Raw genomic sequence first — 18,367 nt, 5'->3', positions numbered from 1 at the left:
CTCCCCGGAGCAGACTTAGTCACATTCAACACACTGGTGGTGTTAATCTGAGTCGTAGTATTATCCGTGAGGTTACCAGTTAAATTAGTGGTGTTACTAGAAACAACCACAGTGTTATTGATAAGACCCAAAGCACTGGAAGGCACCCAACCACGCAGATACAGGTAAACAGTCTGAGTAGCATTCAAACGACTAAACACATACTCATAAGAAGCCAACCAAACACTCCAGCTAACACCATCCAGACTGTACTCTTGGCTGGTAAGCCTACTATCCAGAGTATCACTCACTTTCACATTAAACGCATCACTAGGACCGAAATTGGTCACAGCAATAGTAAACACAATCGGTTCACTCTGACCCGCAGTAACACTCTCCGGAGCAGACTTAGTCACATTCAAAGCACTCGTAGTGTTAATTTGAGTCGTAGTATTATCCGTAAGGTTACCTGTCAAATTGGTGGTATTGCTGGAAACAACTACAGTGTTGTTAATGAGACCCAGAGCACTGGATGGTACTAATCCTCTTAAATAGAGATACACAGTCTGAGTAGCATTCAAACGACTAAACACATACTCATAAGAAGCCAACCAAACACTCCAGGACACATTATCCAAACTGTATTCCTGACCAGTCAAACGTGAATCCAAAACATCACCAACCTTCACATTCAACGCATCACTAGGACCGAAATTGGTCACAGCAATAGTAAACACAATCGGTTCACTCTGACCCGCGGTAACACTCTCCGGAGCAGACTTAGTCACATTCAAAGTACTAGTCGCGTTAATCTGAGTCGTGGTGTTGTCTGTGAGGTTACCTGTCAAATTGGTGGTATTGCTGGAAACAAAAACAGTGTTGTTAATGAGACCCAGAGCACTGGATGGTACTAATCCTCTTAAATAGAGATACACAGTCTGAGCAGAATTCACCCTACTGAACACATACTCGAACGGACTATTCCAAGCCAACCAGGACACATTATCCAAACTGTATTCCTGACCAGTCAAACGTGAATCCAGAACATCACTCACCTTCACATTCAACGCATCAGATGGACCGAAATTGGTCACAACAATTGTAAAGACCAACGGCTCACTCTGCCCCGCAGTAACACTCACCGGAGCAGACTTAGTCACATTCAACACACTGGTGGTGTTAATCTGAGTCGTAGTATTATCCGTGAGGTTACCAGTTAAATTAGTGGTGTTACTAGAAACAACCACAGTGTTATTGATAAGACCCAAAGCACTGGAAGGCACTAATCCCCTCAAATACAGGTAAACAGTCTGAGTAGCATTCAATCTACTGAACACATACTCGTAAGGAGCTAACCATGAACTCCAATTAACACCATCCAGACTGTACTCTTGGCTGGTAAGCCTACTATCCAGAGTATCACTCACTTTCACATTCAACGCATCAGATGGACCGAAATTGGTCACAACAATTGTAAAGACCAAGGGCTCACTCTGCCCCGCAGTAACACTCACCGGAGCAGACTTAGTCACATTCAACACACTGGTGGTGTTAATCTGAGTCGTGGTGTTATCCGTGAGGTTACCAGTTAAATTAGTGGTGTTACTAGAAACAACCACAGTATTGTTAATGAGACCAAGGGCACTGGATAATACCCAACCACGAAGGTAAAGGTTTACTGTTTGTGAGGAGTTAATCCGGTTGAATGTGTATTCAAATGGGTTATTCCATGAGAACCAGTTCATATTGTCCAGGCTGTACTCCTGGCTGGTTAACCTTGAATCAAGTGTATCACTGACTTTCACATTAAGAGCATCACTAGGACCATTATTGGTCACAGTGATGGTGTAGATGATTGGACTGCTTCCTCCAGCAATGACCGTTTCTGGTGCTGTTTTGGTTACATTTAATGTTGCCAGGGTTTCCACAGTGTTGTTTACTGTGTTGGAAGTTACGTTGTGGGAACTGGTTGAACTATTGACGGTTGCGGTGTTGAAGAGGGTTGTTCCGTTGGGTGTGGATGCATTCACCGTACCGTTTATCATTACCCAGAACACCTGACTCACATTCATTGGCCCGCCAATAATATTTGTGACATCTAAAACCAGTGGTCCGGTGAATAGGGTCCATCCACTCCAACTAATTCCATCAAGACTGTACTGGTAGTATGTGTTGGTTAACCAGGAAGACAATGATTCATCTCTTAAAATCACGTCCCTGGCCACACTTGGGCCCGTGTTGGTTAAAGTTAGAGTATAAATCAGATTATTTCCAGCTATTACTATGCCGGTTGGATTATTTGATTTGATTAATGTTAAATCTGAAGTCTGGGTTACTTTGGTTGTAGCTGTGCTGTTATTATTATTTGGGTTGGGATCGGTGGTGTTTGAAGTTAGACTAGCAGTGTTGTTCATGATTCCTACGGGTGCTGAAGCGTTTACTGTTGCCCTTATCAGGATAGTTGTGATATTTCCAGGAGTTAAGTTTCCTAAGGATATGGTGAATGGGTTAGATTGAATATTAACCCAAGATCCTGAATTTACAGAATATTGCAGGTAAATAAGCATGTTGAACCATTGTGACAGTATAGTATCGGTTAAAACTACGTTTACTGCCGTATCCGGGCCTTTGTTAGTAACGGTTATGGTGTAAGTAACCTGTTCTCCTGCATTTACCTGAGCATCTCCATTTTTCCGTACTTCCAGATCAGCACCTATGACATGTATTTGGGTGCTGCTATTGGTGGTGTAATTTCTTCCACCATCAGTTAGTGATGCGTAGTTCAAATTTGCGGTGTTGCTGATATTTCCACCCGCCAGCAGATAGTTGTTGTCTACCGTGCAGTTGAAGAGTAAAGTGGCATTGTGATTTATCAGGGTTAAACTGGATGTAGTGAAGATCAAAGTATTTCCTGAAACATTTAAACTCCATCCTGATGGTAAAACAGCTGAACCTGTAACATAATGAAGTCCAGATGGGATCACATCGGTTATTGTAATGTTATATGCATCTGATGAGCTGGAAGGGGCGTGTGTAACATTAATTGTATATGTAAACTCTTCTCCAATGTTCAGGTTGGTTTTGCTCGGTGTTTTAGTTATCTGCAGGTTGGGTTCAACCACGTGCACTGTGGCTGTGTCTGATCCTCCGTTGACTCCCTGACCTGTTTTATTATTGTAGTACAATGTGGCATTGTTAACCAGGTTCTGGCCATTGTAGTTTCCATTGACATCCTGAACCAGTACTGTGTAGTTTATGGTTATGTTCCCTTCCTGGGTTATGGTTACATTTCCAAAGCTTATTTGGTAAGTGTTTCCACCGAGATACGTTACCAGGAACTGGTTAACATTTACACCAGCGGTTGTGATATATGTAAATCCGTTTATTCCTCCATTTATTCCCAGACCATCAGGTATGACATCAATGATTTTAAGTTCAGTTGTACTACCAACTGGTAAGTTTATGTTTATAGATTCTGTGGCTGTTTCTCCTATGGTCAAATTCACAGTTTCGGACCCATTAACTGTTTTAGACACACGTGGTGCTCTGGTGGTCACAAAAGCTGTTGTTGTGGTGTTTATATTGTTAACTGGGTCTGCGGGTTGTGTGGGGTCTCCAGTTCGCTCCCCAGTTGATGTACCTGGATTTCCAGGTGTGGCGTTGTTTGTACCGTGGGATCCTGGTAGTGTGGTTCCAGTGGCGTTAACTGTGTTATTCAATGTGGTGTTAAATACAACGTCAGGTTTGACGGTGGCGTTGTAGGTTATGTTGAGGTACTGGGTCTGGTTGAGCTTGTTAACCACAATGTAGATCATGTCTGCTGTGGAGTAGTTGGTGAAAATGATGGACGGGTCGCTGGGGGTGATGATCATGTGAAGGTAATCCATGGTGAAACCATTCATTGGATCAATGATGATCAAATCATAAACCGGAGCCCCGTTGGTGATGTTGTTGTTTCGGATCTGTATATTGAATGTTGCTGTATCTGAATTAGTTAATATGGTCTTGTTTGCTGTTTTGGTAGATGAAATCTGGGGAACAATCACATTCAATGTGGTGGGGCATGTTCCAGTCACATTGCGGTTTCCTCCAGTGGCATTGGTAAAACTCAGTATGCCATTATTGGGTATTTTTGTCCCTGCTTGGTTGCCAGCTATGTTCAGGACTGTGGTATTAAATATTAAAGTTATGGTTCCATTCTTAAGGCCCTGACCTCCCAGGTAAGTTACATTACCAAGGTAAAAAGTCAGGGGTGAAGTTGAAGTAGGGTTGATGGTTAAAAATTCATCAAATGAACTTCCAAAGTCAAATCCAGAAGCTATGATGTTTACATCACTTCTTTTTATTAATGCAGTTCCAGAATTATATCCTAAACTTGATAATAGATTATCAATTAGGGATACGTTGAATGTTTCACCTTCTGGGACTGTGAACACAAACTGATAAGTTACCACTTCTCCCACCATCACATTTGGTGTGGTAGAATCAGGTTCAGAAGTGTTGATTACAGTTTTACTAATTCCGGGTGTAACGGTGCTGATATTAACCACATTGGATTTGTTGGTGTAATTACGGGCATTATCATATCCTGCAGGCATTGATGAGAATGAGATATTAGCCTGATTCTGGAAAATGGACCCTGTTGGAACGTTATCATTTACCAGAACTGTGAAAATAAAGTTTAAAGCATTTCCGGTATTAATGTTGGTGTCAAGGATGGATTTGATTATTACGGTGTTTCCGGATACTGTGAAACTGAAGCCAGAAGGTATCAATACTTGTGTGACCGTGGATGAGTTGAAGAGTACTGGATCTAAAACATCACGTAATTCAATTTGATAAGCTGGTGAAGTACCAGTATTGGTGACAGTTAAGTTAACAGTTACCAGATCTCCTCCGTCCACTGTAGTGGGTGTCACATTTTTAGTAACTGTCAATTTAGGTTCTACAATGGTAGTGTTAACCGTTGTTGTGAATGGAGGTTTGGTGTTTTCTGTCCAGTTAAGGGATGCGTTGTTGGTTTTTATAGCTCCATTGGTGTTGGTAGTACTGTTGAGTACTGTGGCATTCAGGAGTATGTAGAATGTGTTATTGGTGATTGTGCTGTTGGTGAGTCCGCTGAAAGTGAATGTTATATTCTGACCATTCACGGAAACTAATAATGTTCCTAACGTGCCACTAAAGCCTGTTGTATTCAGGATGTACTCTCCGAGGTTGTAGCTAAACCCAGCAGGTAATGTATCAGTAATGGTAAGGTTGGTTTTTAGCCCTTGAGGTAGTGTGACCGTTATTTTATAGGTTACTGTTTCTCCTATAGTGAGGTTTCCGCTGTTTCCGTGTATGGTAGAATTTTCCACAGTTTTGGTGATTTTTGGATCACCAGTTCTAACTACGGCCCAAGCAGAACATGTGTAATTTCTACTATCAGGATCAGGTGCTCCACTAACCCATGGCAGGGACCAGTAGGATGCATTGACTGTGTTGTTGTAGGTGGGTCCAATGTAAGGTGTTTGGAGGGCAGTTATGTTGAAGGTAAAGTACAGTGTTTGACCTCGGGTTATATTTCCCCCGGTGAAACTTACAACTTGTGAAGTTGAGTTGTAATTGAATACAAAACCATTTTGAGGGCTGTTTGCAACCACACTGCTACTGCTTAAGTCAAATATGTTACTTGAAGAGGAGAGTGGATCAGTTATAATTACATTATAAGCTGTTGATCTTCCATTGTTGGTTACGGCTATAGTAACCGTTGTTGTTTCTCCACCCTGGATGGTGCTGGGGTTGAATGATTTGGTAACATTTAATACTGGCTGTACTATGTAAACTGTTGCCTGTTTAGTGATTGGTGTATGTCCTGGGTCGTTCCAGTTCATGGTTGCACTGTTTCGAGCAGTTACATTGGCTGAGCCCGGATAAGCTGTGTTGTTATTAGCTCTTACAGTGAGGTTAATGTAGAATGTACTGTTGCTGGTGGTGTTGGTAAGCCCTGTGAACAGGAACTGGAGGTTGTTGTTTATCTGGGTAAAGGTTAATGGTGCCAGTATTCCGTTGAAGTTACTTTGATCCAATACATAAGATACAAAGGTGAGCCCTGCGGGTAAAACATCATTTATGACCAGATCATTTATTTGTCCTGCTGGAAGGGTGACAGCCAGCTGGAATAATCCTGTTTCTCCTATTGTCAGATTAGATCCGGAACTTATGTTATCAAGTGATTTTACATAGGTTTTTTTGAAATCAACATCTCGAACCTGTACTGATGCATTGTCTGAGAAGTGGGATTGATCAACTCCTGGATTTCCCACATAGTTGGGACTTTCAGGTGGGCTTAATGATGTAAATTTGGTGATGTTGACTGTGTTGTTGATTATCTGTCTGGGGTAAACTGTACTGTTTAGGGTGGCATTGTAGGTTATTATTATGGTGCTGTTGGTTCCGTTAGTTCCATAGATGGAGTATAATGAACCGAAATTTAAACCATTACTGGTGAAAATATCCATGAGGTTTAAACCAGTGATAGCTACACCATTCAAGTAACTGGCAGTGATACCACTGATTGATGCTATGTATCCTGCATTGGATGTGAGAAGATCATCAGTGACTATAACATTGTAAGCAGGAGCATTACCTGTATTATTAATGGTTATGGTATAGGTGACCACATCACCTGCCTGTAATCCTGTGGTGGGTGTTGCAGTCTTGTTTATAGTAAGTTCTGGTTCTCCAGTTTTCAAGGACACTATCCGATTATCACAGAACGTTTCTCCAGGACTGTTTTCATAGTTGATATTCAGGAGGTTGGTGAGCCAGAGGCCATCTGCCATGGGATCTCCGGTGGCAGTGATGGTGAACAGTATATGGACTGTGGCATTGGGTTGAGTGGCATTGTAAACATTACCATAAATAAAGGAGATGGTGTTCTGGGTGGCATCCACTATCAGTGTTGGTACCACACCAGTTAAACTGGTTAATGTATCATCTTCACCTAACTTCCACTGCCCTGCAGCAGGTATAGCCTGACTGGTGTCCTGTGCCTGGCCAGTGGTAAACTGGGTAGCTCTCAGTAAAGGTATGGGTAAATAATCAATTAGATTAAAGTCGTGCAGGTTACTGGTAGGAACATCTATCAATAATGAGAAAGTCACAGTGTCCCCTGGTTTTATAACATAGGGAGCAACTGGATCATTTCCATTAATTTTAATTATGTCTTTTGCAGGTGTGGGAGCCACTATTATAACCTGACTTCCACTGCTATCCTCTATCTGGCGCCCATTCTGAGTTAACACTGCATCCGTAACTACTGCATTATTTATGACATCATTGGAAACTATTGAATGTGGTGTTGGTGGTGATACACCTTCATAATATTCATTGATACGAGCCCAGAAAGTCAAGTTTCCAGTGGTTGCCCCAAAGTTTGTTCCAGTGTAATTTCCACCTTCAACAATACCACTGTATCCATTGTCAATGAGTAACTGGGTAATGTTGAATACCAGATAAGTAATTCCAGTGGTGGAGTTATGGTAATAATAGAACTGGTTAGGGTTGGTTAAATTGACAAAAAGATTATTGATATCAATACCTGGAAGGTGTAAATTGAGTCGGGGATTGTATGTTGATGTGTTCAGGAAACTCTGACCATCACCCAGTACATCATATAGTATCAGGTTGTTTATTGAGAAATAATCTGAAACTTGGAAGTTAAGTGTGTAATTCAGGATATCAGTGGGTTTGGGTTGGATTGGATCCGTGCTCACATCAACAACACTTTTCTGGATGGCCAGTGGTTTCAGGATAAGAGTGTAATTATCAGCAGATGAAACATTGATATTGGTGTAATTCCCAGTCACACTGGCAGTGTTAGTGGCATTATAGGCCCATGCCCCGGTATCTGGATCCAACACATACTGGGAATTGTTATCAAATTTTGGAGCATAAACTCGGTAGATGATAGTTCGATCAGAACCCAATACTCCAGTAATACTATTAAAATGTATCCATAATAAACCACCTGGTGTTGTGGTAGGTGGTTCCTGTAGAGGACTACCACCATCAGCATCAACCACTTGCACGAACTGGAGGTTTCCAGGAAGTAAGTCTTTCACATTAACATCAGTGACTGTCTGACCATTGGCCACATCAACTGTGAGAGTGTAATCCCATGGATAGTTGGAACCAGTGGCAGTTTCATCTTCATGAGGAGCAACTGTGTTCTTAATGATCTTAATTACTGTAGGAGTTACTTGGGTTGTAGTTTCATTCCCTTGAATGGGTGTTGTGCCTGTTTCATTGGCACCAAACCGAAATACTGGATATGCTGTAATATTAAGGGGTAATCCCAGAGTGGAGTTGCCCCGTAAAAATGCATTTATTTCCAGAACCGCACTCGGTTGGCCAGTGGTAAAACTGCCCAGAGGATATTCAAGTATGTAAAGACTGTAACCCGGAGTTCCAGTCACAGTTAATCCAGATAGTGGATCGATTAATGTACCACTTATGGGGAAGGTTCCTATAGATGTAACACTCACCGGTGCCCCCAAGAAGTTGGCGCTCTTGAATTCTATCTCCGGAGGTAAGATCAACTGGACTGTGGGGCCAAAACCAGTTTCATTACCATTATTGTTGAAAGTGAGTGTGAAGTTGAAGCTTTCATTTAAAAACTGTTCTCCCGGGGCATCAATGGATAAAGTGGGTTCAGGGCCAAGCTGGAAGTTTGCCCATCCATATAAATTCATATCAGATGGGTTGGAGCTAAGTTCCGTGGTCACCAGTTTTCGGAGGGTCATGTGTCCGGGATAACTGGCAGTGACATAGAAAGTTCCTTCACTACTTGTGAATTTGAGTTCGTAATGTCCAGTGGCGTCTGTGGTGGTTTGGGCAAGTGTTGAACCATTAGTTGAAGTTAAAGTGAGGGTAACTCCTGGGAATGGGCTCCCATCTGTACATTTAGTCACATTCCCCCTGATTATATTAGAAGAAGTAGGGGAAAAAGAAGAATTTGAAGATTGATCAGGATTATTCGAGTTATTGGTGTAATTTGAGAGCGATGTCTCCGAAATTAAGGCTGTTGAACTGTTATTTAAAATAGTTGAATTGTTCGTGACTCCATCAACGTTTTCTGCAGCTGAAACTATGCCACAGGTTAAAAAAATTGCCAGAATAATTATAATCGATAAACCAAACCTATTTTTTCCTTTATCCAAACTGATCATTTACCCACCACCTATTGAAAAATGTTCATTTATAATATTGTCACCAATATTATTAGTAAATTACAATATTTATTAGTTACAATTATAATGTGCTTTAATATTTAAATCTATATCTACGAACTGTTCGTATTTTTTAATGATAATATAATAATGAAAGTTTATACGTTTGAAAATCACTTAAAACTAGAGATAAATAAAAAAACTGTTAAAAAAGACTTTTTAGTGAATAATGCAAAAAGATATAATAAAAATTTTGAGACTGAATATAAAAATAGTAAAAACTAAACATTACAAAATGTTTAATTAATATGCCATTTCATAAATATTATGTTAGTGATTACTTAAATAAATAAATATAATTTAATATAAAATTCCATCGAAGTTACCATAATAACGTTATAAAAACAAAAGTCCATCAGGAAAATATATACACAAATGGATGTATAAAAATACCGTGAAGATAACTGAAATTAATAGGGTGTGTATTAAATTAAAAAAGAGGGAAAAAATGTGCGAATCAACTGTTTACGATACCAAAGGAACTAAACTTATGGATGATGTGATTCACATGAAAATCTATGGTGACCGTATAGAAATGGTAGATATTTTAAACCAGGGCATGACTGTAGAAGGGAAGATAGTTGAACTAGACCTGGAAAAACATAGTATTTTCATAGAAGTGGATGAAAAAAGTTTAATCCAATAGGAAGTGTAAAAACTAAATACAGAAAATTTTATTTATTATTTTATTAATTAATTTTGAAATTTCCACATATAGCCCTAAATAAGTATTTAATCCAAAATAAGGTTTAATTTATTAAAATAAGGTTTAATCTTCAGAATAATTAATTTCTTAAATAAATTTTAATCTCTTAAAATAAGCGATTAGTATTGTAATCTAAAATCAAACGTGAATTGAATAGAAAATTCTAAAAATAAAAAAGAGGGGTGGAGTATTTTCCACCAAAATTTACTGTTTTGTTTTTGTTTGAACCTATTTTAGGAACAATGCTTCGTGTGGGCAGGCTGGTATACACTGATCACAGAGTATACAGAATCCTTTAAGTGGTACTTTATCATCGGTGAGTTTCAGCATGTTGTAAGGACATACATCCACACAGTCACCGCACTCGGTACACTTATTAGGACTGAACTGAACCCGGTTCCTTTTGACAACTTCACCGTCAACGACTTTGTCCATTTCTACCAGGCTTAGTGCTCCTTCTGGGCAGGCAATAGTACATGCTCCACAACGGGTACACATGGCGAATGATGGTTCACCGTCAACTTCAGTGTCTCCTGGAACTTCGACTCCAGTATTGGTAACCACTCGAATAGCATCGTTAGGACAGATACGGGCACATGCTCCAACGTATTCACATTTGGATTCGTCCCATACTAATCCTTCTTCTGATGCAGGTTTGGCTGGTCCTAATTTAACATCCAGGTCAATGGCATCCACTGGACACAGTTTTTCACACAATCCACAGTAGGTACAGATCTCGGGTAGTTCTACAGTCAATGAGGAAGCTTTGGCTTTTATGAATTCACCAGGACAGGCTTCTACACAAACATTACAGCCAATACAGGTTTCATCATCAACTTCGAACTTGTTGAGTTCTTTGGTTCGTTTTTCTGGTTTTTTACCAGATATGAACACTGCATTCCATGGGCAGGTCTGTGAACAGACTCCACATTTAATACAGGTTTCTTCATCGATAACTATGCTTTCTCCTACTTCAGGGAGTGTTATGGCATCTACAGGACATTCGTCCACACACATACCACATCCAACACAGTCTACAATGTAAACTGGACCAGTGATGTTCAAATCAGTCTTTTTAGGTTCTTTGACCCCTTCCACTCCAATGACCTCTACCGGGCATATGTCTGCGCACTGCTGGCACATGACACAGTAGCCCTGTAGTGGTATGGTCTGCACTTTACCTGACTCTAATTTGAGGATCTGAGGTGGGCAGACTTCTACACAGTCACCGCACTCATTACAGAGTTTGGGGTTGAAGGTGACTCTAGTCTGGGTGGTGCCAGATTCGCCAATAGCTAGCTCATCAGTCTTAAGAGCACCGGTAGGACAGATATCCACACATTTAGGTGCTCCCCCACAAACGTCACAGTAAATAACGTCATCTGGGGATACGTTAATGGCTGCAGTTGGACAGGTACCCTGGCAGGCCCCACATCGAATGCAGTCTTCCTTGTTAACCACTATCATCTTTATTCACCCTCTTAGAAATATTTAGATTCGTTTAACGAGGTTACCCTCGCTGTCGTAAACTTCAAGGGTGGCGAGTCTCATTTGACTGTCGATTTCGTGGGTTGCACAGGATAGACATGGGTCGTAGGCCCTTATTACCATCTCCATTAAGTTGAAGATCTTGTCGTCTACTTCTACTCCTGGTTTTATGTAGTCTTGGGCAACTTTCTGGATACCCATTTCCATAGCAGGGTTGTTCTGGATGGTTGCGACCACAATGTTGGCTTTGGTAACCAGTCCGTTTTCGTCACATGCGTAGTGGTGAGTTAATGTTCCTCGAGATGCTTCCACAATACCTACACCTTCACCAGCAGTTCTTTCCAGAGCATCTGGGAATTTCTGTCCAGATAGGTCTCCTTCAAGAGCATCGGCTGCACATTCTGAGGCTGCGAGTAACTCTATGAGTCTAGCCCAGTGGAAGAGTAATGGTTCTTGAGCGTATCCAAACAGATTTCTGAATTCGTTCAATTCTTCCTGTGCTAATGGTGCAGCATCAGGCATTTTATCAGCGACGTTAAGACGTGACAGAGGAGCTACACGGTATATTCCTTCTGGATATCCTAAGTCTTTGATGTATGGGAATTTTAACCAGGAATATGGTTTAACTTTTTCACCAATGTAATCCAGGTAGTCGGATGGGGCAAATTCAACATAAGGGTTTCCTTCTTTGTCTTTCATCCTGACATTTCCGTCGTACATATCCCATACGCCGTTTTTAACCAGTCCAGTGTGGTAAGTTTCCACGTAACCTAAGGTTTTCACTAGGTCCAAGTTTTCTTCGAAAATTGGTTTAGCCAGTTCAAGGGTAGCAACAGATAATTCCACGTTCCTCTGAGCCTTTTTAAGAAGGTCTTTCTGGGTTTCGTCATCCAGGCTGGTAGAAATACCACCAGGAGTAGATGATGTGGGGTGTATAGGTCGTCCACCTGTGGCTTTAATGAGATCTAAAGCATTTTTTCGGAGCTCAATAGCTTGCAGGGCTGCTTCAGGAGCGTCTTTAACTATTTGGAATACGTTCCTGGTTTTCCTGTCTTTACCAGCTATGAAATCCGGTGCTGCCAGGAAATAGAAGTGCAGAGCGTGGGAGTGCATTACAGAACCCCAGCTCATGAGTTCTCTCATTTTGTAGGCAGTAGGGAGAATTTCATCGGGAGCAAATCCAAAACATGCATCCACAGCTTTAGCTGCAGCCAGGTGGTGCTGTACATCACAGATACCACATATTCGAGGTACCAGTCGTGGTACTTCTTCGATGTTTCTTCCCTGCAGGAATTTTTCAAATCCACGGAATTCCATAACGTGGAGTTTGGTGTCCTGAACGTTTCCTGCATCATCCAGGTCCACTGTGATTTTGGCGTGACCTTCAATCCTGGTCACAGGTTCCATTTTGAGTGTAACCATTTATTTACCCTCCTTTTTCATCTTAGCTGGTATTAGAGCTGATGGGAGTGTGTAGGTGTAGAAAGTCCCAACAATATCATCAAGTTCATTGGCTACTTCTTCAGGGTCCACAGTTTTGTCTGCTTCCACACCAAAGTCAGAACCGATGGCACTTATCATTTTAGCACCCTGGTCCACTACATTGAAGGTGGGTCCATAACATCCCTGACATTTGATACCAATGCTGGGGCATTCAGCACCACATATGGAAATTGTGGCAGGTCCCATGCATACTAAACCCTGAGGCACCAGGCACATTTCTGGGTCTGGTTCTCCAAGTTCGAACTGACGGATGATTTTGTCCATAGCCATTCCTTCCGGTGGTTTTTCCCTAGGACAAACTTCACAAAGGTTTGTTTGTGGTATTTCCGGTAATTCTTCTCCTTTCAACAGAGCCATGATGATTTGTGCCACCAGATCTGATCTAGGTGGGCATCCAGGTAAGACTAAATCGACATCAATGACATCGGTTAGTGGTCTCATCCGACTTTCTAGACGAGGAACTCCTTCACTAGGTATTATTCCTTCATCATTGTAGGTACTTTCAGAGTTGATGTAAGCTTCTTGAGTTAAATCATCAACTGTATGTAAGTTTCCCAGTCCAAAGACTCCACCGTAAGCAGCACATGTACCATAGGCAATTACTACTTTTGCTCTTTCTCGAACTTGTAGTGCCAGTTCCCGGTTCTCTTCGTTTCGAATACCTCCAGTAACTATGGCCACGTCTACGTCGGTCCATTCATCATATTTGGTGTCCATTAGAACTGGCATGAATTCGAAATCTGCTAATCCCAGAACATCCACTATGGCTTCGTGTATATCTGCAATGGACAGTTCACATCCAGAACATACACCTAGCCAAACGTTTCCTAGTTTAACTTTGTCTGCCATTTTAGGCCTCCACTTCTTCTTCTGGAGCGTCTAGTTGTGCTTTGAGAGGGGATGGACCCAGAGCAGTTATACGATTTACCATCATGGTAACTGTTTTTGCGAATTTTTCCCCTTCTGATGCAGATATCCAGTCATGGTGAATCCTTTCTCTTCCGATTCCCAATCCATCTGCTAGTTTGTAGACTAATCTCATTCTACGGTCTAATTTATAGTTTCCTGCGTCGTAGTGGCAGTCTCCATGGTGACAGCCGGCCACAATGACCCCATCAGCACCTTCTCTGAAGGCCTTGAAAATAAATTGAGGTTCAATTCTTCCCGAGCACATTACTCGGATGACCCGCACATTTGGAGGATACTGCATCCTTGCGGTTCCTGCAGTGTCAGCTCCACCATAGGAGCACCAGTTACAACAAAACATCACGATCTTAACATCATCCTCAGCCATTGGCTTTCCTCCTTGCTTTGTCGGCGTACCATATTAATTGTACATTATATGGATATAGGAATAGTTATTATAAAGGTTACTTCAAAAACTAATTCGAAAAACATATATATGAGAATAACAAATTCAGGGTTTTTAATATTTGATTAAAATGTCTTTATTGGATATATATGAACTTAAATCACGTTTTATCATGATATGCAATATAAACCAGTTTTAATTTTTGAACAACCATCAAATGAACAGCTTATCTTAATCAAAGAATATTATAACAATAATATGTCTTTTAAAAATCCTAGTTAAATTTATATCAGTAGAACTTGAACTTAATGAGTTTTAACAGGAATTATTGGTTTTAATAAGATTATATTATTGTTTTTAATAGGGCTATCTTCATTAACTTTTACATGATCTTCCGTATATTAATTATAGGAAAAAGTCCATATAAAAATATAAGGTGTGTTATAATCACATCCATAAATTCCATCTTTTAATTAAAAACATGAAACCAAAAAAATGGTGGTGGTTAAACTGCTACTTGAAATAACTGATCTGGCAGTTGAAGTAAGTGGAAAAGAAATTCTCACGGATGTAGACTTAAATATAGGCAACGGAGAAACACATGTACTACTGGGACCCAATGGAGCCGGTAAAAGTACTCTTTTTATGACTTTGTTGGGTTTTCCTAAGTACAAAGTAACACGTGGAGAGATAATCTTCAAAGGGGAAGATATAACCAACCTTTCAACTACTGAAAGGGTAAGGAAAGGATTTGGAGTTAGTTTCCAGAATCCTCCTTCCATTAGAGGAGTAAGACTGGGTGATCTTTTAAAAATCGAACACGGGGAAAAAGATGCAGATAAAGAGCTCAGCCCAGAAATGATGGATCTGGCTCGTAAACTCAAGTTCGATGAAAAGTTCCTGGAAAGAGATGTTAACCTCGGTTTTTCCGGTGGAGAAGTTAAAAGATCCGAAATACTGCAACTTTTAGCCCAACAGCCAGACTTCATTATGTTCGATGAACCTGATTCCGGAGTAGATATTGAAAATGTAGAGCTCCTGGCTGAAGAAATCAATACACTCCTGGATAAAGACAAAAAACCGGGCTTAAGGGAAAAATCAGGGCTTTTGATAACTCACCTAGGTTACATCCTTAATTTTGTGGCTGCAGACACAGCCCACGTGCTTATGGATGGTAGAATTGCCTGTTCAGGAAACCCAGCTGAGATTATTGAAGATATACGAAAAGAAGGATTTCACGGGTGTGTGGAATGTTGCGAGATACACTAAATCGTGCCGAGAAAGCTAAGGAAAAAAAAGCACTCTACGGCGAAGATATTGACCTGGAAAAGTTCATCAAAGAAGAAGCAGGTGAACATGAAAAGGTTTCCAGAGCAAATGAAGTTCCCAAAAAGGTGCAGGAAACCCTCTTAAAAGTGGGAGTAGATCCCAATGAAGAAGAAAGATCAGGTACCTTCGTCCAAGTAGACCAGAGTGGAGTTTGTACCACCTGCGGCTCTGAGTCTGTGGAAATCATGGGTATGAACGTGGCCCTTGATAAATACGGCTGGTTAAAAGATTACATGTGGAAGGCAGTAGCTGTTGATAGTGATAAATACACCGCTCAAACAGCCTTACGCGAAAGAGAAGAAGGAGGTAGTGGAGGATACTTTATAAGATCCCTACCGGGTTCTAAAGAAGTATTCCCTCTCCAAGCATGTATGTTCATCGGTGATGAGAATGTCATGCAAACTGCCCACAACGTTATCATTGCTGAAGAAAACTCTGAACTACATATTATTACTGGATGTGCAACAGGAGAAGATGTTACTTCTGCTTTACACGTGGGAGTTTCCGAATTCTATCTCAAAAAAGGGGCTAAAATCACCTTCACCATGGTGCACAACTGGGCAGAACAGGTGGATGTGCGCCCTCGAACCGGTGTAATGGTAGGAGATGAATCTACTTATATCAGTAATTACATTCTCACCAGCCCAGTCAGGAGCATACAATCGTATCCAACTGCATATTGTACTGGTAACAATTCTAAGGTTGTTTTCCAGTCTATACTGGGAGGACAGAAGGAATCAGTTCTGGATATGGGTTCACGGGTAATCCTAGAAGGTGAAGGTTGCAGTACTGAAATGATCTCCCGATCTGTTTCCAAGGACCAATCCCAGATTTATGCTCGAGGACACCTGGCAGGAAGGGCCAAAAATGTTAAAGGTCACCTCGAATGTCACGGGCTGGTTTTATCAGATGATTCAATGATATATGCTGTACCAGAACTGGAAGGTGCATCCACAGAACTGGAACTATCCCACGAAGCAGCAGTAGGTAAGATTGACGAAGCAGAAGTGCTTTATCTTATGTCCCGCGGTTTAAGTGAGGAAGAAGCAGCATCCATGATTGTCAGGGGATTCCTGAGCATTGATATAGCTGGCCTTCCACCAGAACTGGCAGCTGAAACCAAAAGAATGATGGATCAAAGTTTAAAAGGAATGTAGTTGAGGGTATCTCTTTAAGGGCCTTAACTTAAGAAGAGTGCCTTAACTTAAGGAAAAGGTCTTAACTTAATAAAGAAAGGCATAAGTTAAGGATTCCCCCTCCCACCTCTTTTTTATCCATCCATACTTATTTTTTATTTTATGAATGTTTTCAATCTGGTATTTTTCATTTTATAATCATTTTTCTGTTTTATTCCAATTTTTGAGTTGACAAAACGCAAATGAAACGTTACAGATGAGTTATTTGAAAAAACGAAACTATGAAATGGATGAAAATGAAGTTATGAAAAATCTGAAATGAATTAATTCTGAACGAACTAATATTTGGCCAAATGGAACCTAAACTATGCATTAAAGATCAATTATATTATTGCTGAAATTTTAATGAGTTTTAGTTAAAATGCAGTATTAATAGACTTAATAGTTAAAATAGAGGTTTAAATATAAGTTTAGTATTAAAATAGGTTTATAAGTTTAAATAGGCCTAAATAGGTTTAAATTTAAAACGAGAATCCAAAATAAGTGGATGGAACACTCAAAATGATAAAATGTAAGGATGTAATGGGATTTTATTCAGAGATAATAATGAATTCACCCACTTTTTCCACTTTACCAAATGGCACCAGTAAAGTATCTCCTTTCTGTTTAGAACCTTTAACTGTGACGTTCCTTCCTTTGTCAACCTTAATGACTACGTCAGTTATTTTACCGGTTCTGTCATTGATAATGAGTTCTTCGAGCTCTCCCAGGATTCGAGCATTATTTGTAGCCACCTGATAGCCCTTGATTTCACTCCAAACCTTTTCTTCCCCTTTTATGAGTTTCCTTTCTTCTTTCTCAACCATTACCTCACCTTCTGGAGTTTCCCCATAGTTTCTTTAGGCATATTATGTCCTCGGGGCTATTAATATTTAATGCCAGTTCAATTTTATCGAGGACCAGAACTTCTTCATCTTGTTCTGTATCATTCCCCCTTAATATATTTAATCCAGAGGGAACCAGATTTTCCAGCACCAAACTGGGCTTAAGACCATGTTCACGGAATATTTCCACTGGCACCATCACTGACATGGCTGGTTTGGATGACTTGTGATACTCCCCCAGTACCAGGTCAATGATCATGGCAGTGATTAGTGGGAGATCTGAGGTTATGGTGAGAATTACCTTATCCTTGAAAACATCCTGAGAAAGAATAAATGAAAGATCTTCCACATATCCATTCCCCTGAGTTTTTAAAACCTTAAAGCCAAGATTTTCAGCATATAATGTGGTATTTGGAGTGTGATGGCTGGTGGCTACTATTATTTCATCCACCTCTGATGAATCCTGCAGTGCACTAAGCACATGTTCAATTAGGGGCTTCCCCTCAACAGGCACCATCGGCTTTTCCAGATCCATATTCATCCTGGTTCCCTTTCCACCTGCCATTAAAAGAGCTATGACCATTTTTAACCCTGCGATTTGAGTTTTTTATAATTTCCTTTCAGTGAAGATTTTTTTTAACCTTCTATTCTATTACTGTTCATGTTTAGCCGGAACATTCTATATTATTGTATGGATATTCAGTAAAAAATAATATGCTATATTTGAAAAGGGCAACACTGTAAAAAAGGTCATTATC

10 protein-coding genes are annotated in these 18,367 nt (G+C 40.4%); 3 read left to right on the top strand and 7 right to left on the bottom strand.

Annotated elements, in window-relative coordinates; all coding sequences use genetic code 11:
• Positions 1-9,191: isopeptide-forming domain-containing fimbrial protein (locus A994_RS09560; protein ID WP_004031314.1), on the bottom strand; the 9,191-nt coding region annotated here is incomplete at its 3' end.
• Positions 9,192-9,699: 508 nt separating this feature from the next.
• Between A994_RS09560 and A994_RS09555 the strand changes: the two genes are divergently transcribed.
• Positions 9,700-9,897, top strand: coding sequence for a CooT family nickel-binding protein (locus tag A994_RS09555; protein ID WP_004031313.1), 198 nt, complete (start codon positions 9,700-9,702; stop codon positions 9,895-9,897).
• A 288-nt stretch (positions 9,898-10,185) separates the two neighbouring features.
• Here the strand turns inward: A994_RS09555 and A994_RS09550 are convergent, their stop codons facing one another.
• The 4 genes from A994_RS09550 to A994_RS09535 are packed head-to-tail and all read right to left on the bottom strand — an operon-like array spanning position 10,186 to position 14,242.
• On the bottom strand, positions 10,186-11,424 hold the full coding sequence (locus A994_RS09550) for a 4Fe-4S binding protein (RefSeq protein WP_004031312.1): 1,239 nt from the start codon (positions 11,422-11,424) through the stop codon (positions 10,186-10,188).
• A 24-nt stretch (positions 11,425-11,448) separates the two neighbouring features.
• Positions 11,449-12,867 carry a F420-non-reducing hydrogenase subunit MvhA gene (gene mvhA, locus A994_RS09545; protein WP_004031311.1) on the bottom strand — a complete coding sequence of 473 codons (1,419 nt, stop codon included), beginning with the start codon at positions 12,865-12,867 and terminating at the stop codon, positions 11,449-11,451.
• Positions 12,868-13,797: an NADH-quinone oxidoreductase subunit B family protein gene (locus A994_RS09540; protein WP_004031310.1), complete on the bottom strand. Its 930-nt coding sequence runs from the start codon at positions 13,795-13,797 to the stop codon at positions 12,868-12,870.
• 1 nt (position 13,798) lies between these two features.
• Positions 13,799-14,242, bottom strand: coding sequence for a hydrogenase iron-sulfur subunit (locus A994_RS09535; protein WP_004031307.1), 444 nt, complete (start codon positions 14,240-14,242; stop codon positions 13,799-13,801).
• 528 nt (positions 14,243-14,770) lie between these two features.
• On the opposite strand from A994_RS09535, the gene sufC reads away from it, so the two are divergent.
• Together sufC and A994_RS09525 are read left to right on the top strand one after the other, a co-directional pair.
• A complete protein-coding gene (sufC, locus tag A994_RS09530; protein ID WP_048204198.1) occupies positions 14,771-15,529 on the top strand; it encodes a Fe-S cluster assembly ATPase SufC in 759 nt (252 codons plus the stop codon).
• A complete protein-coding gene (locus A994_RS09525; RefSeq protein ID WP_004031303.1) occupies positions 15,511-16,746 on the top strand; it encodes a SufB/SufD family protein in 1,236 nt (411 codons plus the stop codon). The genes sufC and A994_RS09525 overlap by 19 nt, the downstream gene beginning before the upstream one ends.
• Positions 16,747-17,315: 569 nt before the next feature.
• Here the strand turns inward: A994_RS09525 and A994_RS09520 are convergent.
• Positions 17,316-17,591, bottom strand: a complete 276-nt coding sequence (locus tag A994_RS09520) for a PRC-barrel domain-containing protein (protein ID WP_004031302.1) — start codon at positions 17,589-17,591, stop codon at positions 17,316-17,318.
• A gap of 4 nt (positions 17,592-17,595) precedes the next feature.
• Positions 17,596-18,192: an NTP transferase domain-containing protein gene (locus tag A994_RS09515; RefSeq protein ID WP_004031301.1), complete on the bottom strand. Its 597-nt coding sequence runs from the start codon at positions 18,190-18,192 to the stop codon at positions 17,596-17,598.
• Between the last annotated feature and the right edge of the window lie 175 nt (positions 18,193-18,367).

It is taken from the genome of Methanobacterium formicicum DSM 3637, assembly GCF_000302455.1.
In the GTDB taxonomy this organism is placed as follows: domain Archaea; phylum Methanobacteriota; class Methanobacteria; order Methanobacteriales; family Methanobacteriaceae; genus Methanobacterium; species Methanobacterium formicicum_A.
Note: the sequence above shows the minus strand (reverse complement) of the source record. Positions and strands in the feature narration are given on the sequence as shown.